This is a genomic window from Rhodoferax ferrireducens, from assembly GCF_031458075.1.
Classification (GTDB): domain Bacteria; phylum Pseudomonadota; class Gammaproteobacteria; order Burkholderiales; family Burkholderiaceae_C; genus Rhodoferax_B; species Rhodoferax_B ferrireducens_A.
This window is the reverse complement of the sequence record NZ_JAVDXT010000005.1, coordinates 208877-228961: the sequence shown is the minus strand read 5'-3', so window position 1 is coordinate 228961 and position 20085 is coordinate 208877. Positions and strand designations below refer to the sequence as shown.

The following is a 20085-nucleotide window of genomic DNA, read 5'->3' as shown; positions in this document are numbered from 1 at the left end:
CTCCGGTTCAATTGCTAGGGGTGCTGGACAGCGCCAGCTTCAGGCCAAAGCCGACAAACAGCGCGCCGGCACCGCGTTCCAGCCAGTGCATGCCACGCCGCACCGCGCCCATGCGGCGGGCGGCCCAGGCGGCTAGCAAGGCATAGCCGAGGTTGATCGGCACCGCGTTCAGGTTGAACAGCAGGCCGAGCAGCAGGAAGGACAGCGTGGGATGCGCGCTGCCCGGGGTGATGAACTGCGGCAGAAAGGCCAGAAAGAACAGCGCCACCTTGGGGTTCAGCGCATTGGTCCAGAAGCCTTGCAGAAATACCATCTTCAAGCTTTTTGTGCCGCTGGCGCTGGTGGAATCTGCGGGGACAGCTATCGAATCCGTAGCATCCAGGGGTTTGGGCGCACGCAGCATCTGCACGCCCACCCACACCAGGTAGGCCGCACCCACCCACTTCAGCACCGTGAAGGCGGTGGCCGAGGCGGTGATCAGCGCGCTGATGCCGACGGCGGCCGCGAAGATGTGGACGAAGCAGCCGGCGGTGATGCCAAAGGCCGCCACCACGCCGGCCCGCCAGCCGCCGCGCAGGCCGTTGCTGAGGATGTAGAACACGTCCGGGCCGGGTGTCAGGTTCAGCAGCCAGCCGGCGGCGATGAACAGCGGCAGGTGGACGATGCCCAGCGCGTCCAGGCTCATCGCGCCCCCTGGTCCAGGAAGTTCTTCAGCATCGCGTGGCCATGCTCGGTGAGGATGGACTCGGGGTGGAACTGCACGCCCTCGATGGCCAGCGTCTTGTGGCGCACGCCCATGATTTCGCCGTCATCGGTCCAGGCGGTGATCTCCAGATCGGCCGGGCAGCTGCTGCGCTCGATGGACAGCGAGTGGTAGCGGTTCACGGTGAACTGCTCGGGCAGGCCGGCGAACACGCCTTGCTGGGTCGTGGTGATCACACTGGTCTTGCCGTGCATCAGCTGCTGGGCCCGGATGATGGTTCCGCCGAAGGCCGCGCCGATGGCCTGGTGGCCCAGGCAGACGCCCAGGATGGGCAGCTTGCCGGCGAAGTGCTGGATCGCGGCGACGGAGATGCCAGCCTCTTTGGGCGAGCAGGGGCCGGGGGAGATCACCAGCCGGTCCGGCTTGCGCGCGCTGATTTCCTCGAGGGTGATTTCGTCGTTGCGCACCACCTCCACATCGGCGCCCAGTTCACCGAAGTACTGGACGATGTTGTAGGTGAAGCTGTCGTAGTTGTCGATCATCAGCAGTTTCATGCGGACTCTCCTGCGTGGATTTTGTCAAACGTGCGTTGCTCATAGACGATGGACGCATCGATCATGGCGCGGTAGGTGGCTTCCAGAATTTCCGGCGGCGCACCCAGGCGGGCGGCCTGGGCTTTGACGCGGGCGACGATGAACTCGACCCGCTCCAGGTCGACGATCTGGTCGGCACGCTGCTTGATGCGCGCGGCCTGGGTCATGTAGTCGCTGCGCTCGGCCACCAGGGCGACGATGCGTTCGTCCAGCGCGTCGATGTGCTGGCGCACTTCAGCCATGTTGTTGCAATGTTTTGCACGGGGAATGGATTCGCTCATGTTCAAAGCTCCACGGTGTGAATTGACTGGTTCACGGCATACCGCAGAACCGGCTTTGCCGGGCTGCTGGTATGGCCCCCTGCAAGGGGGTAGGAGGCCACGCGAAGCGGGCAAGCCTGGGGGTGAGCGTGGATCTTTTTCATTCCAGGCCTTCCTCTACGAGTTCGCTGGCGCGCAGCAAGGCGCGGGCCTTGGCCTCGGTTTCCTTCCATTCCAGCTCGGGCACCGAGTCGGCGACCACGCCGGCCGCGGCCTGCACGAACAAGGTCTGGTTCTTGATGATGCCGGTGCGGATGGTGATGGCCACGTCCATGTCGCCCGCGTAGCTGATGTAGCCGCAGGCGCCGCCGTACAGGCCGCGCTTGGTGGGCTCCAGCTGGTCAATCAGCTCCATGGCATGCACCTTGGGCGCGCCGGTCAGCGTCCCGGCGGGGAAGGTGGCCTTGAGCACATCGATGGCGCTCATGCCGTCCAGCAGCGTGCCTTCGACATTGCTGACGATGTGCATCACATGGCTGTAGCGCTCCACCGCAAAGGCCTCGGTGACCTTGACGCTGCCGATCTTGGCGATGCGGCCGATGTCGTTGCGTGCCAGGTCGATCAGCATCACGTGTTCGGCGCGTTCCTTGGGGTCGGCGATGAGTTCGGCTTCGGCGGCTTTGTCGGCCTCGGGCGAAGATCCGCGCGGGCGGGTGCCGGCCAGCGGGCGGATGGTGACTTTTTGTTCGCCACCGGGCATGGACTCTTGCCGCACCAGGATTTCCGGCGAGGCGGCGACCACATGGAAGTCGCCCATGTTGTAGAAGAACATGTAGGGCGAAGGGTTCAGCGCCCGCAGCGCGCGGTACAGCGACAGCGGGGATTCGGTATAGCGCTTCTTGATGCGCTGGCCGATCTGCACCTGCATGAAGTCACCGCCGGCGATCAGCTCCTTGGCACGTTCGACTGCCGCGATGTAGTCGGCCTTGGCGAATTCGCGCTCGGTCGGGTGGCCTTGCGTGGGTTTGACGATGGGCGCGCTGACAGAGTACTTGAGCTGTTCCTTGAGTTCGCGCAGGCGTTTCTTGGCGGTGGAGTAGGCCTCGGGCTGGCTGGGGTCGGCATAGACGATCAGGTACAGCTTGCCCGACAGGTTGTCGATCACTGCCAGCTCTTCACACTGCAGCAGCATGATGTCGGGGCAGCCCAGGGTGTCGGGTGGGCAGCTGGCTTCCAGCTTTTTCTCGATGTAGCGCACTGCGTCGTAGCCGAAGTAGCCGGCCAGGCCGCCGCAGAAGCGTGGCAGGCCGGGCCGCAGCGCGACCTTGAAGCGCTTCTGGTAGGTTTCGATGAAGTCTAGCGGGTTGCCCTGGTGGGTTTCGATGACAGTGCCGTCGCGTACCACTTCGGTCTGGGCCTCGGCGCCGAAGCCGCTGGCACGCAGAAAGCTGCGCGCCGGCAGGCCGATGAAGCTGTAGCGGCCAAAGCGTTCGCCACCGACCACCGATTCCAGCAGGAAGCTATAGGCCCCGCCGTTGCGGCTATGCGCCAGTTTGAGGTACAGCGAGAGTGGGGTTTCCAGGTCGGCGAAGGCTTCCAGCATCAAGGGGATGCGGTTGTACCCGTCCTGGGCCAGGCTTTTGAATTCGAGTTCGGTAATCACGGAGTTGCCTTTTAAGAGAGCCTGGGCCGCTGGGGCCAGGCGACAGCACGGAGTGCTGTGTGTCCAATTCAACCAATTGCCTCGGAAACGAGGCGCGGGGGGCACGGCCGTGCCGTGCGATCAGGTGCGCGCAGATGTTGGCTTGCGCCAGGACCAGGCTCCCTGGCATGGGCAGCCTGCAATGATCGTGCGTGAGGTGGACATGGCTAAAGTGTAGCAAACCCGAACCGGGGTTCCGGCCGGTCTGGCCTGTGGGTTCAGGGTATCTACCAGGGGATTCCGGGGTAAAACGCCACACGAACGGTGAAAATGCAGGCCTCGGTGCGAATGCCTCCTCCGTACAAAAGATTGGTCTGCATGAAATCTCGCTTTGTTTGTTCAGCCGCGCTGGCGGGCCTGTTGGCCCTGGCGCTTCCGGCCACCGCCGTGACGGTGGCGGGCGTGCCCTACGCCGACAGCGTGGAGCAGGGCGGCACGACGCTGCTGCTGAATGGCGCGGGCGTGCGCTACAAGGCCGTGTTCAAGGTCTACAGCGCAGGCCTGTACCTGGGTAAAAAGGCCAGCACCCCCGACGAGGTAATGGCTGCGCCCGGCCCCAAGCGCATCAGCATCCACATGCTGCGTGAGATCGACGCCAACGAGCTGGGCAAGCTGTTCACCCGCGGTGTGGAAGACAACACCGGCCGGGGCGAGCTGTCCAAGCTGGTGCCCAGCCTGTTCCGCATGGGCCAGGTCTTCGCGGAACAAAAGAAGCTGGTGCCCGGCGATAACTTCGTATTGGAATGGACGCCCGGTGTGGGCACGGTGCTGCTGGTCAAGGGCAAGCCGCAGGGTGAGCCCTTTCCCGAAGCCGAATTCTTCAACGCCTTGCTGCGCATCTGGCTTGGGCCCAGCCCGGCGGACTTCAAGCTCAAGGATGCGCTGCTGGGCAAGCCAGGCTGAGTGCCGTGGCAGCCAGCCGCATCTTGAAGGCATGAATCATGCTGTTACATTCTTCTGCACCGGATTGGGCCGTTTTGGGCGCCAGATGGCAGGTGTTAAAACTTGTAAAAAATTTAAATCCAGTTCTAATGGCACGCATCTAAGGGGAAAACCATGGCCACAGTCCAGCAAGAGGTAGACGAACGTACCAATCTCACCAGCAGCAATAAGTTTGAACTGTTGCTGTTCCGCTTGGGTGAGGCTGCCCACTCCGCCCAGCGCGAGTTGTTTGGTATCAATGTGTTCAAGGTGCGCGAAATCATGGTCATGCCGACCATCACAGCCGTCGCCGGTTCCACCAAGCACATGCTGGGCATGACCAATATCCGCGGCCAGGTGATCCCGGTGATCGACCTGGCAGGCGCCGTGGGCTGCCTGCCAAAGAATGGCCTGAACATCCTGATGGTGACCGAATACGCGCGCTCGACCCAGGCGTTTGCGGTCGAAGAAGTCGACCAGATCGTGCGCCTGGACTGGAGCCAGGTGCTGTCGGCCGAGTCGAACACCGCCGGCGGCATGATCACCAGCATCGCCCGCTTGGACGGCGATGTGGACAACACCCGCCTGGCCCAGGTGCTGGACGTGGAGCAGATTCTGCGCAACGTGATGCCGCCGACAGCGCCCGACGTAGACCCGAACGTGCTGGGCCCGGCGATCAAGCTGCGCCCCGGTGCCGTGGTGTTGGCGGCGGATGATTCGGCCCTGGCGCGCACCCTGGTCGAGCAGGCCCTGGTCGCGATTGGCGTGCCTTTCGTCATGTGCAAGACCGGCAAGGAAGCCTGGGACCGCTTGCAAGCCATGTCCGACGCGGCCGTGGCCGAAGGCAAGTCGATCGAAGACAAGGTGGCTTTGATGCTGACCGACCTGGAGATGCCGGAGATGGACGGCTTCACCCTGACGCGCAAGATCAAGCAGGACAACCGCTTCAAGTCCTTGCCCGTCATCATCCACTCGTCCTTGTCCGGCTCGGCCAACGAAGTGCATGTGAAGAGCGTCGGCGCCGATGCCTATGTGGGCAAGTTTGTGCCCGAAGAGCTGGCGGCCACCATCCGCCGGGTGCTGTCCAAGTAGTCTTCCGATGGCGGTAGCGGGGCGGGCTAGGTGCCTACGTAGGACACCAGTTCCGCCAGCACCAGCAAGGCATACGGAAAAGCCACCGTCGGCCGCAGCGCATGGGCTGCGTATTCGGCCACCAGGGCCAGGCCGCCTTTGCGCGTGGCCAGCCACTCGGTATGCAGCTGGCAGGCATTGCTGGCCGGCGCGCCCCGCTGCAGCATGGCTTCCACCCGCAAGATCCGCTCACCCAAGCGCGCCTGGTAGGTGCGGTAAATGCTTTCCTGCACCCACAGTAGCAGGGCAATGCCCCCACTCAGCTGGTCGGGGATGGCCAGCACATAGCCGCAGACACACAAAACCACGGCCGCCAATTTCAGCAGCAGGGCGCTGCGTTCGTGCTGCTCGTAGTTGTTCTGCAGGGTGGTCCATTCCTGGCTGAATGCGGAGCTGGGGTTTTGCATGGGCATGGATGTGGAGAGCGGCTTCAGGCCTGTACGGGTAGCGGGCGGGGTTCGCCCTGGTCGGTGATGGCCACATAGGTCAGCGAGGCTTCGGTCACCTTGATGTACTTGCCCTGGGTGCTCAGGCGCTCGGCATACACCTCGACCCGCACGGTGACCGAGGTCCGGCCCAGGCGGGTCGGCGCGGCCAGGAACGACAGCACATCGCCCAGGCGCACCGGCTGCTTGAAGACGAACTCCTTCACCGCCACGGTAGCAATGCGCCCCTGGGCGATGCGCGACGGGATCACCGAACCAGCCAGATCCACTTGCGCCATCACCCAGCCGCCAAAGATGTCGCCACTGGAATTGCAGTTGGCCGGCAGGGGGATGACCTTGAGTACCAACTCCATGTCGGAGGGTAACTCCACCGAGGCGATTGAATTTGTGGGCATAGGGGACAATCTGTTGGATATAAAAAATATGGCCCGGGCATTGTGCAAGCCATGTAACCACGAGATTGTCCCCCATGCGCCGCTACGGCGAAACCGCTCCTCCTGCTGCTATGCCGGCGCTGGCCCATGCCGCGCCGCCTTCGTCCGACTGGCGCACCCTGCGCCGGCTGTTTCCTTATCTGTGGGAGTACAAGTGGCGGGTGATCGCTGCGCTGACTTTCATGGTCGGCGCCAAGGCGGCCAGTGTCAGCGTGCCGCTGCTGCTGAAGAAGCTGGTCGACGCCATGAGCCCTACCGGCGGCAAGCTCACGGGCGACGCACTGGGCGGCGTTCCCGCGCTGGTCGTGGTGCCAGTGGCGCTGCTCGTCGGCTACGGCCTGCTGCGTCTGTCGACCTCGCTGTTCACCGAATTGCGCGAGCTGGTGTTTGCCAAGGCCACGGCGGGTGCCTCGCGGCGCATCTCGCTGGAGGTGTTCCAGCATCTGCACGCCCTGAGCCTGCGCTTCCACCTGGAGCGCCAGACCGGCGGCATGACCCGCGACATCGAGCGCGGCACCCGTGCTGTGAATTCGCTGATTTCGTATTCGCTGTACAGCATCGTGCCGACCTTGATCGAGGTCGGCTTTGTGCTGACCTTGCTGGCCGTCAAGTTCGATGTGTGGTTTGCCTGGATCACCTTGATCGCCCTGGTGGCCTACATCGCCTTCACCGTCACCGTGACCGAGTGGCGCACCCAGTTCCGCAAGCAGATGAACGAGCTGGACTCGCATGCGCAGAGCCGCGCCATCGATTCGCTGCTGAACTTCGAGACCGTCAAATACTTCAACAACGAAGCCTTCGAGGCCCAGCGCTACGACGAAAACCTGGAGCGCTACCGCCGCGCTTCGGTCAAAAGCCAAACCACGCTGAGCCTGCTGAACACCGGCCAGCAACTGATCATCGCCTGCAGCCTGGTGGCCATGCTGTGGCGCGCCACCCAGGGCGTGGTGGATGGCCGCATGACCCTGGGCGACCTGGTGATGGTCAACGCCTTCATGATCCAGCTCTACATCCCCCTGGGCTTCCTGGGCGTGATCTACCGCGAGATCAAGCAAAGCCTGACGGATCTGGAAAAGATGTTCGCGCTGCTGGAGAAAGAGCGCGAGATCGCCGATGCGCCCGGCGCCCAGCCCTTGCAGCTGGAGCCCGGTGACGGCCATGCCGATGTGCGCTTCGACCATGTGTTCTTTGCCTACGACCCGGCGCGGCCCATCCTGCAGGACATCAGCCTGCACATCCCCGCCGGCAAGACGGTGGCCGTGGTCGGGCCCTCGGGCTCGGGCAAATCGACTCTGGCGCGGCTGCTGTTCCGCTTCTACGACGTGCAGCAGGGCGAGATATTGATTGCCGGGCAGAACATCCAGAACGTGACCCAGGCCAGCGTGCGCCAGGCCATCGGCATCGTGCCGCAGGACACGGTGCTGTTCAACGACACAGTGGAATACAACATCGCCTACGGCCAGCCCGGCGCCAGCCGTGAACAGGTGGAAGCCGCGGCCCGCGCAGCGCGCATCCACGGCTTCATCAGCGCCACGCCCAAGGGCTACGACACCATGGTCGGCGAGCGCGGGCTCAAGCTGTCGGGCGGCGAGAAGCAGCGCGTGGCGATTGCCCGCACCCTGCTGAAGAATCCGCCCATCCTGATCTTCGACGAAGCCACCTCGGCACTGGACTCGGCCAACGAGCGCGCGATCCAGGCCGAGCTGCAGACGGCTGCCCGCAACAAGACCACGCTGGTGATCGCCCACCGCCTGTCCACCGTGGTCGATGCGCACGAGATCCTGGTGATGGACGCCGGCCGGATTCTGGAGCGTGGCACCCACGCCCAACTGCTGGTGGCGAACGGCCGCTATGCGGCGATGTGGGCCTTGCAGCAGAGTTCTGAGTAAGTTGCTCACCCCCAGGCTGCAGTGCTGCGCATCTTTCGCCCACCCCCTTGCAGGGGGCAACACCGGCAGCCTGGCAGAGCCAGATCTGCGGTGTTTCTGGAAGGCGTGGTTTGTGTCTCGGTGCAGTTTGTGTTTTGTATGAAATAGGTCTTTTGCACTTATTCCTTCTGCGCTGTAAGCTATTTATTTGATAGTATTTCGTCTTACTTTTTGCGAGCTTTGCCCATGCATCCCCTGCGCCCCCGAGTCCTTGTGCTGAACTATATGGCCGACCACCACCAGGCGATGCTCACGCCGTTCTTCGACCTGGTGTACGCGCCTTCGGCCGAGCTGCGCGCCGCCCATGTGCAGCAGGACGGTGCGCAGATTCGCGCTGTGCTGACCATCGGCAGCGTGGGCCTGACGGCGGCCGAGATGGACGCCATGCCGCTGCTGGAAATCGTCTGCGCGCTGGGCGTGGGCTATGAAAACATCGACATTGCCCATGCGCGGTCGCGCGGCCTGGTGCTGGCGAACGGCGCGGGCACCAACGACGACTGCGTCGCCGACCATGCGTTTGCGCTGCTGCTGGCCGTGGTGCGCAATGTGCCGCAGCTCGACCAGCAGTGCCGCCAGGGCGTGTGGCGCGATGCGCTGCCGCTGCCGGCCAGCGTTTCCAGGCGGCGCCTGGGCATCGTCGGCCTGGGCGGCATCGGCCACAAGGTGGCGCACCGGGCACTGGGCTTCGGCATGCAGATCGGCTACCACGGCCGCCAGCGCCAGGAGAATGTGGCCTATGCCTACTTTGCCGATGTGCTGTCGCTGGCTGCCTGGGCCGACTTTCTGGTGGTGGCCACACCCGGCGGACCGGCGACCCGCCATCTGGTCGGTGCCGAGGTGTTGACGGCCCTGGGCCCGCAGGGCTATGTGGTGAACGTGGCGCGTGGCAGCGTGCTGGACACCGCGGCGCTGGCCGACGCCTTGCGCAGCGGCCGTCTGGCCGGTGCCGGCCTGGATGTGTACGAGAGCGAGCCCCAGCCACCGGCCGAGCTGCTGGGCCTGCGCAATGTGGTGCTTACGCCGCATGTGGGCGGCTGGTCGCCGCAGGCCATCGAGGCATCGGTGCAGCGCTTCATCGACAACAGCACACGGCATTTTGCGGGCCAACCCGTAGTTTCCCCTATCTAGCCCGCGTCCATAATCCGCCCCATGGAAACCAAATGGCTTGAAGATTTCGTCAGCTTGGCTGAGACCCGCAGCTTCAGCCGCTCGGCCCAGCTGCGGCATGTGACCCAGCCCGCGTTTTCGCGGCGCATCCAGGCGCTGGAGGGCTGGGCCGGCACCGACCTGGTCGACCGCAGCTCGTACCCGACCCGGCTGACGCCGGCCGGCGAAACCCTGTACGCCCAGTCGCTGGAGATGCTGCAGGCACTGCAAAGCACGCGCGCCATGCTGCGTGGCCACCATTCGGCCGGGCAGGACGTGATCGAGTTCGCGGTGCCGCACACCCTGGCCTTCACCTTTTTCCCGGCCTGGGTGTCGCTGCTGCGTGAGAAGTTCGGCCCCATCAAAAGCCGGCTGATCGCGCTGAACGTGCACGACGCGGTGATGCGTCTGGTCGAGGGCAGCTGCGACCTGCTGATCGCCTACCACCACAGCGCCCAGCCGTTCCAGCTGGGAACTGACCGCTACGAGATGGTCAGCCTGGGCCAGGAGGTGATCGCGCCCTACGTCAAGGCCGATGCCGACGGCGCGCCGCTGTTCCAGTTGCCGGGCAAGCCCGGGCAACTGCTGCCGTATCTGGGCTATGCGCCGGGGGCTTATCTGGGGCAAACCGTGGACATGATCCTCAAGCAGTCGGCCACGGCCATCCACCTGGACCGGGTGTACGAGACCGATATGGCCGAGGGCCTGAAAGCCATGGCGCTCGAAGGCCATGGCATTGCCTTCCTGCCCTACAGCGCCGTTAAGAAAGAGCTGCGCGCGCGCAAGCTGGTCAGCGCCGCACCGCCGGGTTTGACCGGGCTGGAGATGACCATGGACGTACGCGCCTACCGCGAAAAGCCCACCGGCCCATCGGCGGCCAAGGGTACGGCCCAGGCTTTGTGGACCTACCTGGCAGCACAGAAAACGGGCAAATAGAGGCCGTTTTGGTGCGGTAGGCTCTACGGCTTGGTGCATGCGTTTGGCCCGTGTCAAATCTATGACACTTATGCATAACGCACCCTGTAAACAGCATTGGTGTTTGGGGAAACGGACATTTACAGTTCGCCACCTCCACAACTGCCATGGGTTTCTATGTCTACCAATTTCCGCGTCGAGCACGATTTTTTGGGTGAAAAACAGATCCCGGCAGATGCGTACTGGGGTGTGCATTCGGCGCGTGCGGTAGAAAACTTCCCGATCTCCGGCACCCGCATCTCGGCGATGCCGGATCTGATCACCGCCTTGGCCTTTGTAAAGCAGGCGGCTGCCCGCACCAACATGGAACTGGGCGTGCTGGACGCCAAGCTGGCCGATGCCATCGTGCTGGCCTGCAAGGACCTGGCGGCCGGTGCGCTGAACGCCGAGTTCGTGGTGGACGTGATCCAGGGCGGCGCCGGCACGTCGACGAACATGAATGCCAACGAGGTGATTGCCAACCTGGCGCTGGAAAAGCTGGGCCTGGACAAAGGCCGCTACGACGTGCTGCACCCCAACGACCATGTGAACGCCTCGCAGAGCACCAACGACGTGTATCCCACGGCGGTGCGCATCGCGCTGTGGCTGGGCATCGAGCGCCTGCTGGCGTCGATGGCTTTTCTGCGCACCGGCTTTGAAGCCAAGGCGCTGGAGTTCAAAGACATTCTCAAAATCGGCCGCACGCAGCTGCAGGACGCTGTGCCGATGACCCTGGGCCAAGAGTTTCTGACCTACGCCATCATGATCGGCGAAGACGAGTCCCGGCTGCGCGAGGCCCGCGCGCTGATCCAGGAAATCAACCTGGGCGCTACCGCCATCGGCACCGGCATCAATGCCCCGGGCGGCTATTCCGACCGGGCCTGCCAACTGCTGGCCGAGATCAGCGGCGTGCCAGTCGAAAAAGCCAGCAACCTCATCGAAGCCACGCAGGACACCGGCGCCTTCGTGCAGCTGTCCGGCGTGCTCAAGCGCGTGGCCTGCAAGCTCAGCAAGATCTGCAACGACCTGCGCCTGCTCTCCAGCGGTCCGCAGGCCGGCTTTGGCGATATCCGCCTGCCGGCGCGCCAGGCTGGCTCGAGCATCATGCCGGGCAAGGTGAACCCGGTGATTCCCGAGGTGATGAACCAGGTGGCGTTCGAGGTCATAGGCAACGACATGACGGTGACCATGGCCTCCGAGGCCGGCCAGCTGCAGCTGAATGCGTTTGAACCCATCATGGGCTGGAGCCTGTTCAAGAGCATCGAGCACCTGAGCCAGGCCTGCCGCACTTTGCAGACCAATTGCGTAGCCGGCATCGAGCCGAACCGCGAGTTGCTGGCCAAGCGCGTGCGCGAATCGGTGACGCTGGTCACCGCGCTGAACCCTTTGATCGGTTACGAAAAATCTGCCTTGATCGCCAAGACGGCGATGAAGACGGGCGCGCCGATTGGTGAGGTGGCCGAGTCGCTGGGCATCATGTCCCGCAGCGAACTCGAAGCCTTGTTGGTGCCCGAAAAACTGACCCAGCCCATCGCCTTGGTGCGCGGCGGTCTATAAAAATTATTGGCTATCTGGCGAAGAACACACGCATCCACATGCCAGATTTCGCTGGTGTGCATGTGTCTTGTTCTCGACTTTGGGGTTTGAATGGGTTGAGAGGATGACAATGAAAAAGAAATTTCCCGCCGCAGTCACCATCCTGCTGGCCATGGTGCTGGGCATACTGCTGGGTTACATGGTGTTTACCAGCTTCCCGGACAAGAAATCGGCGTCCGAGATCGCCGGTTACATCTCCATCGTGTCGGACATCTTTTTACGCCTGATCAAGATGCTGATCGCGCCGCTGGTGTTCTCCACGCTGGTGGTCGGTATTGCGCACATGGGGGATGCGTCCTCGGTGGGGCGGGTCTTCGGCAAGGCGCTGGGCTGGTTCTTCACCGCCTCGCTGATCTCGCTGGTGCTGGGTCTGATCATGGCCAACCTGCTGGAGCCGGGCAAGAACCTGGGCCTGCCTTTGCCCGACATTGGTGCCTCTGCCGGCTTGGCAACCTCCAAGTTCACGCTGAAAGATTTCGTCAACCACCTGGTGCCGAAATCGTTTGCCGAAGCCATGGCGAACAACGAGATTCTGCAGATCGTGGTGTTCTCGATGTTCTTTGGCGTCGCCATGGCGGCCTTGGGTGACAAGGCCAAGGTGCTGTTGGCGGCCATCGAGGAGCTGTCGCACGTCATGCTGAAGATCACCGGTTATGTGATGAAACTGGCTCCACTGGCCGTCCTGGCTGCGATGGCTGCTACAGTTTCTGTGAACGGGCTGGAGATTTTGCTGAAGTTCGCGGTGTTCATGGGCGACTTTTATCTGGGCCTGTTCCTGCTGTGGGGCGTGCTGATCCTTGCCGGTTTCCTGTTCCTGGGCCCCCGGGTGTTCAAGCTGTTGGTGCTGATCAAGGAAGCCTTTCTGCTGTCGTTTGCCACGGCCAGCTCGGAAGCCGCGTACCCCAAGATTCTGGATGCGTTGGACCGGTTTGGGGTCAAGCGCAAGATATCCAGCTTCGTGATGCCCATGGGGTATTCGTTCAATCTGGACGGCTCGATGATGTACTGCACCTTCGCCACGCTGTTCATCGCCCAGGCCTATGGCATCCATCTGCCGCTGTCGACGCAGATCACCATGCTGCTGATACTGATGATGACCTCCAAGGGCATGGCGGGTGTGCCACGCGCTTCGCTGGTGGTGATTGCGGCCACCCTGAACCAGTTCAATATCCCCGAAGCCGGCCTGCTGTTGATCCTGGGGGTGGACACCTTCCTGGACATGGGCCGGTCTGCCACCAACGCGGTGGGCAATTCCATCGCCACGGCCGTGGTCGCCAAATGGGAAGGCGAGCTGCTCCCCGAAGCCGATGCCGAGCGCAATGCCCGCGTGATGGATGCAGCTCGGCCGAGTCCGGCGCGGGCTTGAGGCTGTACGCCATGCAATCCCATTGGATCAAGCCGCTGGCAGCCGGGTTGCTGGCATGTCTGCTGGCAGGCCTGGCCCAGGCGCAGGTGCTGACTGGCACCATGAAGAAGGCACTGGACACCGGCGCCGTCACCTTGGGCTATCGCGAGTCGTCGATTCCGTTTTCTTATTTGTCGGCACGCGGCGAACCCATAGGTTATGCGGTGGACATTTGCCGCGCGCTGGTCGATGCGATGGGCGAGGAGATGGGGCGTGAGTTGCTGATCAAATGGCAGCCGGTGACATCCGAGTCGCGCATCAACGCCGTCGTGTCCGGTCAGGTGGATCTGGAGTGCGGCTCCACTACCAGCAATCTGGAGCGGCAAAAGCAGGTGGCGTTTTCGCCCACCACTTTTGTTTCCGGCACCAAACTGATGGTAAAGAAGGGGGCGATGGTCCGGTCGTTCCGCGATCTGGTGGGCAAGCGCGTGGTGGTTACCGCGGGTACCACCAACGAGAAGGCCATGCGCGAGTTGTCCGAGAAGTTCAAACTGAACCTGGATCTGCTGGTCTCGCACGACCATGCCGAGTCGTTTGCGCTGCTGGCGGCCGACAAGGCCGATGCATTTGCCACCGACGATGTCTTGCTCTACGGCTTGCTGGCGCAGAACAAGGGCCAGGCCGGCTATGCGGTGGTGGGCGACTTTTTGTCCTACGACCCCTACGGCATCATGTACCGCAAGGGAGATGCGCAGTTGGCCGCATTGGTCAACAAAACATTCGGCAGCCTGGCGGAAGAGGGTGATCTGGAGCGGCTATATAAGCGCTGGTTTTTGCGCCGACTGCCTTCGGGCGTCAGCATCAATCTGCCGATGAGCCCGCAGTTGGCGACGATTATCCAAACCATGGGGGTGAAGCCGGAGTAAGGCATGGGGTTGCCGGGCAAGGGGCCGGTACTTTCGGAGGGCAGGCATAAAGTCTGCATAGTAGGTGTGATTCGGAATTTTTCGATCTTGTTGAACGCACCAATATCGGGCACAAGGGTTATCCCGCGCGCCGGAGTCTTTAAAATTTGCGTTGTGTAGTTCTTATCTTTTACCTTGGAGCTTTTTCATGAAGAAACATTTGTTGGCTTTCGCTGTTGCTGCTTTGGCCGCTGGAGGCGCGCTGGCGCAAGCCACGGATACGATTGCCAAGGTCAAGGCTGCTGGCGTCATCACCATGGGCGTACGTGACTCTTCGGGCGCTTTGTCCTTCACCCTGGGTGATGGCAAATACACCGGTTTCCACTACGACGTGTGCCAGAACATCATCGCTAACCTGGACAAAGCGATCGGCAAGAAGCTGGAAATCAAATACCAGCCCGTGACATCGCAGAACCGTATTCCTTTGGTGCAGAACGGCACCGTCGATATCGAGTGCGGCTCCACCACCAACAGTGCCGTGCGCCAAAAAGACGTGGCTTTCGCCAACACTGTCTACGTGGAAGAAGTGCGCATTGCCGTCAAGGCCAACTCCGGCATCACCTCGATTGCCCAACTGAACGGCAAGAACGTGGCAACCACCACGGGTACCACCTCGGTGCAACTGTTGCGCAAGAACGAGCGTGCGAGCGGCGTCGACTTCAAGGAAGTCTTCGGCAAGGACCACGCAGACAGCTTCCTGCTGCTGGAGTCCGGCCGTGCCGACGCGTTTGTGATGGACGGCCAGATTCTGGCTGGCAATATTGCCACCGCCAAGAACCCCGCCGACTTCAAGATCGTGGGCGAAGTGCTGAGCGTGGAACCTATCGCCATCATGTTCCGCAAGGACGACCCTGCCTTCAAGAAGCTGGCTGACGATACGATTGCAGCGATGGTGAAGAGCGGCGAAATGGCCAAGCTGTACGACAAGTGGTTCATGCAGCCGATTCCTCCCAAGAACACCAAGGTCGGCCTGCCTGCTAGCGAAGCCACCAAGGCAGCCTGGGCGAATCTGAACGACAAGCCCGTGGAAGAATATTTGAAGAAGTAAGCACTGCAGATAGGATGCTCGCAACCCCGTCCCACTCATGCAGGGACGGGGTTTTTGTTTCAAGCTAGGAACATCTGCGCAGCATCCCTGTAGGAGGTGGGCGGCACATTTCTGGAGGAGGGCCATATGGATATACAGTTTTTTATGAACGACGACGGCAGTGGGCGCACCTATCTGCAGTGGATGATGGAGGCGTGGCGCTGGACGCTGGCTGTGGCCGGTAGTTCCTGGGTCGTGGCCATGGTGGTTGGCGCTTTGATGGGGACCTTGCGGACTCTGCCGAACAACCCCTGGCTGGTGCGCTTTGCCAACGCCTGGGTAGAGTTGTTTCGCAACATACCGCTGCTGGTACAGATTTTTCTCTGGTACTTCGTGTTGCCCAAAGTTTTTCCGGCGATGCAGCAGATTCCCGGTTTCGCGCTGGTGGTGATGGCCCTGGGCTTCTTCACCTCTGCCCGTATCGCCGAACAGGTGCGTGCCGGTATCCAGGCCTTGCCCAAAGGCCAGCGCTACGCCGGTATGGCGATGGGTTTCACTACCCCGCAAACCTACCGCTACGTGATTTTGCCGATGGCCTTCCGTATCATCTTCCCGCCGCTGACCAGCGAGTCGATGAATTTGCTGAAGAACTCGTCGGTGGCATTTGCCGTGTCGATCTCCGAGCTGACCATGTTCGCCATGCAAGCCCAGGAAGAAACCTCGCGTGGTGTCGAGGTCTATCTGGCGGTGACGGCGCTGTATGCGATCTCGGCCTTTTCCGTGAACCGCGTGATGGCCTTTGTGGAGAAAAGAATGCAGATCCCCGGCTTCATCGTCGCCGGTGGCGTAGGCGGGGGGCATTGATATGGGCGGACTAGACCTTTCCTTCTTCAACTGGGAAATCATTCGCAAGTTCGTGCAGACGGGTTTTCTCTTCAGCCTGGAGTTGACCCTGATCGCGACCGTCGGCGGGATTCTGTTCGGCACCGTGCTGGCGCTGATGCGCCTGTCGGGCAAGAAGATCCTGATGTACCCCGCGACCTTCTACGTCAACGGCATGCGTTCGATTCCGCTGGTAATGGTGATTCTGTGGTTCTTCCTGCTGATGCCGACCCTCATCGGTCGACCCATCGGTGCCGAGCTGTCGGCCACCATCACCTTCATCGCATTCGAGGCCGCGTACTTCAGCGAGATCATGCGCGCCGGTATCCAGTCGATTCCGCGTGGCCAGGTGCATGCGGGCCAGGCCGTGGGCATGACCTATGCGCAGAACATGAAGCTGGTGATCCTGCCGCAGGCTTTCCGCAACATGCTGCCGGTGCTGCTGACGCAGACCATCATCTTGTTCCAGGACACCTCGCTGGTCTACGCCATCGGTGCCTACGACCTGCTCAAGGGCTTCACCACCGCCGGCAAGATCTATGGCCGTCCGGAAGAAGCCTACCTGCTGGCTGCCGTGGTGTACTTCATCATGTGCTTTGGCCTGTCCTACATCGTCAAGAAGCTGCAACTCAAAATCGCCATCATCCGTTGATGCAGACCCGTGGAGTAAAACATGATTGAAATTAAGAACGTTTCCAAATGGTATGGCCCTGTACAGGTGCTGAATAACTGCAACGTCAGCATCAAAAAGGGCGACGTGGTGGTGGTCTGCGGCCCGTCGGGCTCGGGTAAATCGACCCTGATCAAGACCGTCAATGCACTCGAGCCGTTCCAGAAGGGCGAGATCTTCGTCGACGGCATTGCCCTGCACGACCCCAAGACCGACCTGCCCAAGCTGCGCAGCCGCGTCGGCATGGTGTTCCAGCATTTCGAGCTGTTCCCGCATCTGTCGGTGACCGAAAACCTGACCCTGGCCCAGATCAAGGTGCTGGGCCGCACGCCCGACGACGCCAAGGTGCGTGGCCTGAAGATGCTGGACCGCGTGGGCCTGATGGCACACAAGGACAAGTTCCCTGGCCAACTCTCTGGCGGCCAGCAGCAGCGCGTGGCGATTGCCCGTGCCTTGAGCATGGACCCTATGGTCATGCTGTTCGACGAACCCACTTCGGCACTCGACCCCGAAATGGTCGGTGAAGTGCTGGACGTGATGGTGACCCTGGCCAAGGAAGGCATGACCATGATGTGCGTGACCCACGAAATGGGCTTCGCACGCAAGGTCGCCAGCCGCGTGATCTTTATTGACGTGGGCGGCAAGATCCTGGAAGACTGCTCCAAGGACGAGTTCTTCAGCCACCCGGAAAACCGCCAGCCGCGTACCAAGGACTTCCTGAACAAGATCCTGGCGCACTGATACTGCCCACCTCTAGAAAATCCTCCTTCACCGGAGGATTTTTTTTGCCCCAAATCTGGAATGCGACAATTCCGCCCATGACCTCCGCCACTCCCTACTCCCTGACCATCACCCGCCCCGACGACTGGCACCTGCATGTGCGCGACGGCGACGCCCTGCACACTGTGGTGCCGCACACCGCCGCCCAGTTCGGCCGCGCCATCATCATGCCGAACCTGCGCCCACCGGTAACCAGCACCGCCCAGGCGCTGGCTTACAAAGAACGCATCCTGGCGGCGGTGCCGGCCGGCGTGGATTTCGAGCCGCTGATGACGCTGTACCTGACCGACAGCTTGCCGCCCGACGAGATCGCCCGCGCCAAAGACGCCGGCGTGGTTGCCGCCAAGCTGTATCCGGCCGGTGCCACCACCAACAGCGATGCTGGCGTGACCGATTTGCGCAAGATCTACAAGACCTTGGAAGCCATGCAGCGCGCCGGCATGCTGCTGCTGGTGCACGGCGAAGTCACCAGCGCCGACATCGATCTGTTCGACCGCGAGGCCGTGTTCATCGACCGCCAACTGATCCCGCTGCGCCGCGATTTCCCCGAGCTGAAGATCGTCTTCGAGCACATCACCACCCGCGAAGCGGCCCAGTACGTGGCTGCAGCGGATGGCTATACCGCGGCCACCATCACCGCCCACCACCTGCTGTACAACCGCAACGCCATCTTCACCGGCGGCATCCGACCGCACTACTACTGCCTGCCGGTGCTGAAGCGTGAAACCCACCGGGTCGCGCTGGTCGAGGCCGCGACCTGCGGCAGCACCAAGTTCTTCCTGGGCACCGACAGCGCGCCGCACCCCGCGCACCTGAAGGAGCATGCCTCCGGCTGTGCCGGCTGCTACACCGCCCATGCGGCTATCGAGATGTATGCCGAGGCTTTCGATGCTGCCGGCGCGCTGGACAAGCTCGAAGCCTTCGCCAGCTTCAACGGCCCGGACTTTTACAGCCTGCCGCGCAACCAGGGCACGATCACGCTGCGCCGCGAAAGCTGGACTCCGCCCGACAGCTTTGCCTTCGGCGACGCGCAACTCAAGCCGCTGCGCGCCGGCGAAACCCTGCCTTGGCGCCTGGTCTAAGCAGGGTGTTGGAGACCCGGCCGGTCAGATGACCTTGCCGGGGTTCAGGATGTTTTTCGGGTCCAGCGCGGCCTTCAGCGTGCGCATCAGCGCAATCTGCTCGGCCGAGCGCGCATGGGCCAGCCAGCGGCGCTTCATCGTGCCTATGCCGTGCTCGGCCGATACCGTGCCGCCGTATTCGCGCACCAGGCCGTAGATGATGTCGTCCGCCGCGTCCTTGGGCTGGGCTGCCACGCCGGTCTGGTAGGCCACGATGTGCACATTGCCGTCGCCGATATGGCCGTAGAACACCGCTTCGCAACCGGGTAGCTGGGCGCTGAGGGCGGCCTTGCAGCGCACTGCGTATTCGTCCATGTTGACCACCGGCAGGCCAATGTCATAGGCCAGGTGCCCGGGCCAGAGCTGGTGGAATTCGGCGCAGGCATCGCGCACGCCCCAGAAGGCTTTTTCGTCGGCCAGCGACTGCGACACCACTGCGTTCGGCAGCGTGCCATCTTCCAGCAACCGGGCCAGCCAGGCTTCGAAATGCGGGCCATCCTGGGCCGGATCGGTACCCAGGGCTTCGACCAACACATAGGCGCCATAGCTGCGGCCGTCGGCCGCAAACGGGTTGCGCACACCGCGCACCTTCTGGGTCGCCATGTCCCAGTAGTCGGGCCACATCACCTCGAAGGCCGACAGCATAGGGCCCAGGCCATTGCGCGCCGCGGTCAGCAGCTTCAGCACCGTGCCATAGTCCTCGGCCGCGCACAGCGCCACCATGGTCGACGCCGGCTTGGGGAACAGGCGCAGCACGGTCCGCGTAATGATGCCCAGCGTGCCTTCGCTGCCAATGAACAAATGCTTGAGGTCAAAGCCCGCGTTGTTCTTGATCATCTTGTTCAGGCTGCTGACCACCGTGCCATCGGCCAGCACGGCTTCTATGCCCAGCACCATGTCGCGTGCCATGCCGTAGCGGATGACCCGGTTGCCGCCCGCATTGGTCGACAGGTTGCCGCCAATCGCACACGAGCCGCGCGCCCCCAGGTCCAGCGGGCAGAAGAAGCCGGCCGCCGCCGCCGCCTGCTGCACCACCTCCAGCGGCGTGCCGGCCAGCACCGTCATGGTGGCCGAGGCCGGGTCGATTTCTTCAATGCCGACCAGGCGCTCTAGCGACAACGCAATCTCGTCGCTCTGCGCCCGCGCGCCGCCGCACAGGCCCGTCAGCCCGCCCTGCGGTACCACGGCGATGCCGTGCGCGTGGCAGATGCGCAGGGCCGCGGCCACGCCTTCAACGTCGGCAGGGCGCACCATGGCCAGCGGTTGGGTCGGCGCCAGTCCGCTGTAGTCGTTGCGGTTGCGGGCTGGCACTTCGTCGGCGGTGAATACGGCGGCACCCAGCTGCTGACGCAGGGCCTGCAGGGCTTGTTCGGCGGCGGTAGAGGCTGTCATGGCGGTAGAATAAAATTGATGTATGTAAGGTACTGGGTACTGTACACTAATTGCCATGGATGGAAAATAGCCCGGAACACCGGGCAGCC

At 62.6% G+C, this 20085-nt stretch carries 20 protein-coding genes; 13 read left to right on the top strand and 7 right to left on the bottom strand.

The genetic code is table 11. The annotated features are described in order from the left end of the window. Positions 1–7: 7 nt before the first annotated feature. The 4 genes from J2X19_RS22090 to trpE all read right to left on the bottom strand — a co-directional run bounded on the left by J2X19_RS22090 (position 8) and on the right by trpE (position 3219). Positions 8–685, bottom strand: a complete 678-nt coding sequence (locus J2X19_RS22090; RefSeq protein WP_116606767.1) for a LysE family translocator — start codon at positions 683–685, stop codon at positions 8–10. Beyond that, positions 682–1257: an anthranilate synthase component II gene (locus tag J2X19_RS22085; RefSeq protein WP_116606768.1), complete on the bottom strand. Its 576-nt coding sequence runs from the start codon at positions 1255–1257 to the stop codon at positions 682–684. Before J2X19_RS22085 ends, J2X19_RS22090 begins: the two co-directional genes overlap by 4 nt. Continuing rightward, positions 1254–1577 carry a chorismate mutase gene (locus J2X19_RS22080; RefSeq protein WP_116606769.1) on the bottom strand — a complete coding sequence of 108 codons (324 nt, stop codon included), beginning with the start codon at positions 1575–1577 and terminating at the stop codon, positions 1254–1256. Before J2X19_RS22080 ends, J2X19_RS22085 begins: the two co-directional genes overlap by 4 nt. A gap of 139 nt (positions 1578–1716) precedes the next feature. Further along, the gene (gene trpE, locus J2X19_RS22075) at positions 1717–3219 is read right to left on the bottom strand and encodes an anthranilate synthase component I (RefSeq protein ID WP_310376566.1); all 1503 of its coding nucleotides are present in this window, start codon (positions 3217–3219) and stop codon (positions 1717–1719) included. Between the two features lie 357 nt (positions 3220–3576). Here trpE and J2X19_RS22070 point away from each other — a divergent pair, with 357 nt between their 5' ends. Together J2X19_RS22070 and J2X19_RS22065 are read left to right on the top strand one after the other, a co-directional pair. Further along, a complete protein-coding gene (locus J2X19_RS22070; protein WP_116606771.1) occupies positions 3577–4161 on the top strand; it encodes a chalcone isomerase family protein in 585 nt (194 codons plus the stop codon). A 153-nt stretch (positions 4162–4314) separates the two neighbouring features. Further along, positions 4315–5271, top strand: coding sequence for a chemotaxis protein (locus J2X19_RS22065; protein WP_116606772.1), 957 nt, complete (start codon positions 4315–4317; stop codon positions 5269–5271). A 26-nt stretch (positions 5272–5297) separates the two neighbouring features. Here J2X19_RS22065 and J2X19_RS22060 read toward each other — a convergent pair whose 3' ends face one another. Further along, complete coding sequence (locus tag J2X19_RS22060; protein ID WP_116606773.1) at positions 5298–5717, bottom strand: hypothetical protein; 420 nt, start codon at positions 5715–5717, stop codon at positions 5298–5300. Between the two features lie 23 nt (positions 5718–5740). Beyond that, positions 5741–6151, bottom strand: coding sequence for an acyl-CoA thioesterase (locus tag J2X19_RS22055; RefSeq protein WP_116606774.1), 411 nt, complete (start codon positions 6149–6151; stop codon positions 5741–5743). 74 nt (positions 6152–6225) lie between these two features. Here J2X19_RS22055 and J2X19_RS22050 point away from each other — a divergent pair, with 74 nt between their 5' ends. From J2X19_RS22050 to pyrC, 11 genes are all read left to right on the top strand, one after another. Continuing rightward, positions 6226–8079 carry an ABCB family ABC transporter ATP-binding protein/permease gene (locus J2X19_RS22050; RefSeq protein WP_310376562.1) on the top strand — a complete coding sequence of 618 codons (1854 nt, stop codon included), beginning with the start codon at positions 6226–6228 and terminating at the stop codon, positions 8077–8079. A gap of 234 nt (positions 8080–8313) precedes the next feature. Further along, positions 8314–9246, top strand: coding sequence for a 2-hydroxyacid dehydrogenase (locus J2X19_RS22045; protein ID WP_310376885.1), 933 nt, complete (start codon positions 8314–8316; stop codon positions 9244–9246). Between the two features lie 21 nt (positions 9247–9267). Beyond that, positions 9268–10200, top strand: coding sequence for a LysR substrate-binding domain-containing protein (locus J2X19_RS22040; RefSeq protein ID WP_092760375.1), 933 nt, complete (start codon positions 9268–9270; stop codon positions 10198–10200). A gap of 156 nt (positions 10201–10356) precedes the next feature. Further along, positions 10357–11775 carry an aspartate ammonia-lyase gene (locus J2X19_RS22035; RefSeq protein WP_116606776.1) on the top strand — a complete coding sequence of 473 codons (1419 nt, stop codon included), beginning with the start codon at positions 10357–10359 and terminating at the stop codon, positions 11773–11775. 109 nt (positions 11776–11884) lie between these two features. After that, the gene (locus tag J2X19_RS22030; RefSeq protein WP_310376558.1) at positions 11885–13180 is read left to right on the top strand and encodes a dicarboxylate/amino acid:cation symporter; all 1296 of its coding nucleotides are present in this window, start codon (positions 11885–11887) and stop codon (positions 13178–13180) included. An 11-nt stretch (positions 13181–13191) separates the two neighbouring features. Beyond that, positions 13192–14085 (top strand): amino acid ABC transporter substrate-binding protein, encoded by an 894-nt coding sequence (locus J2X19_RS22025; protein WP_310376556.1) that lies wholly within the window; start codon positions 13192–13194, stop codon positions 14083–14085. Between the two features lie 187 nt (positions 14086–14272). After that, the gene (locus J2X19_RS22020) at positions 14273–15172 is read left to right on the top strand and encodes a transporter substrate-binding domain-containing protein (RefSeq protein WP_116606779.1); all 900 of its coding nucleotides are present in this window, start codon (positions 14273–14275) and stop codon (positions 15170–15172) included. A gap of 126 nt (positions 15173–15298) precedes the next feature. Then, a complete protein-coding gene (locus J2X19_RS22015) occupies positions 15299–16015 on the top strand; it encodes an amino acid ABC transporter permease (RefSeq protein WP_310376554.1) in 717 nt (238 codons plus the stop codon). Position 16016: 1 nt separating this feature from the next. Further along, positions 16017–16685: an amino acid ABC transporter permease gene (locus J2X19_RS22010; RefSeq protein WP_092760387.1), complete on the top strand. Its 669-nt coding sequence runs from the start codon at positions 16017–16019 to the stop codon at positions 16683–16685. A 21-nt stretch (positions 16686–16706) separates the two neighbouring features. After that, complete coding sequence (locus J2X19_RS22005) at positions 16707–17444, top strand: amino acid ABC transporter ATP-binding protein (protein ID WP_092760389.1); 738 nt, start codon at positions 16707–16709, stop codon at positions 17442–17444. Between the two features lie 77 nt (positions 17445–17521). Continuing rightward, complete coding sequence (pyrC, locus tag J2X19_RS22000; protein ID WP_310376549.1) at positions 17522–18565, top strand: dihydroorotase; 1044 nt, start codon at positions 17522–17524, stop codon at positions 18563–18565. A 24-nt stretch (positions 18566–18589) separates the two neighbouring features. On the opposite strand, the gene J2X19_RS21995 is transcribed toward pyrC, so the two are convergent. Beyond that, positions 18590–19996, bottom strand: a complete 1407-nt coding sequence (locus J2X19_RS21995) for an FAD-binding oxidoreductase (protein WP_310376547.1) — start codon at positions 19994–19996, stop codon at positions 18590–18592. Positions 19997–20085: the final 89 nt, after the last annotated feature.

Coding starts and splice junctions, on each gene's coding strand:
- J2X19_RS22030 (WP_310376558.1), top strand. CDS start 11,885: ATGAAAAAGAAATTTCCCGCCGCAGTCACCATCCTGCTGGCCATGGTG.
- J2X19_RS21995 (WP_310376547.1), bottom strand. CDS start 19,996: ATGACAGCCTCTACCGCCGCCGAACAAGCCCTGCAGGCCCTGCGTCAG.
- J2X19_RS22050 (WP_310376562.1), top strand. CDS start 6,226: ATGCGCCGCTACGGCGAAACCGCTCCTCCTGCTGCTATGCCGGCGCTG.
- J2X19_RS22065 (WP_116606772.1), top strand. CDS start 4,315: ATGGCCACAGTCCAGCAAGAGGTAGACGAACGTACCAATCTCACCAGC.
- J2X19_RS22025 (WP_310376556.1), top strand. CDS start 13,192: ATGCAATCCCATTGGATCAAGCCGCTGGCAGCCGGGTTGCTGGCATGT.
- pyrC (WP_310376549.1), top strand. CDS start 17,522: ATGACCTCCGCCACTCCCTACTCCCTGACCATCACCCGCCCCGACGAC.
- J2X19_RS22015 (WP_310376554.1), top strand. CDS start 15,299: ATGGATATACAGTTTTTTATGAACGACGACGGCAGTGGGCGCACCTAT.
- J2X19_RS22040 (WP_092760375.1), top strand. CDS start 9,268: ATGGAAACCAAATGGCTTGAAGATTTCGTCAGCTTGGCTGAGACCCGC.
- J2X19_RS22085 (WP_116606768.1), bottom strand. CDS start 1,257: ATGAAACTGCTGATGATCGACAACTACGACAGCTTCACCTACAACATC.
- J2X19_RS22005 (WP_092760389.1), top strand. CDS start 16,707: ATGATTGAAATTAAGAACGTTTCCAAATGGTATGGCCCTGTACAGGTG.
- J2X19_RS22080 (WP_116606769.1), bottom strand. CDS start 1,577: ATGAGCGAATCCATTCCCCGTGCAAAACATTGCAACAACATGGCTGAA.
- J2X19_RS22020 (WP_116606779.1), top strand. CDS start 14,273: ATGAAGAAACATTTGTTGGCTTTCGCTGTTGCTGCTTTGGCCGCTGGA.
- J2X19_RS22090 (WP_116606767.1), bottom strand. CDS start 685: ATGAGCCTGGACGCGCTGGGCATCGTCCACCTGCCGCTGTTCATCGCC.
- J2X19_RS22060 (WP_116606773.1), bottom strand. CDS start 5,717: ATGCAAAACCCCAGCTCCGCATTCAGCCAGGAATGGACCACCCTGCAG.
- J2X19_RS22055 (WP_116606774.1), bottom strand. CDS start 6,151: ATGCCCACAAATTCAATCGCCTCGGTGGAGTTACCCTCCGACATGGAG.
- J2X19_RS22010 (WP_092760387.1), top strand. CDS start 16,017: ATGGGCGGACTAGACCTTTCCTTCTTCAACTGGGAAATCATTCGCAAG.
- J2X19_RS22070 (WP_116606771.1), top strand. CDS start 3,577: ATGAAATCTCGCTTTGTTTGTTCAGCCGCGCTGGCGGGCCTGTTGGCC.
- J2X19_RS22035 (WP_116606776.1), top strand. CDS start 10,357: ATGTCTACCAATTTCCGCGTCGAGCACGATTTTTTGGGTGAAAAACAG.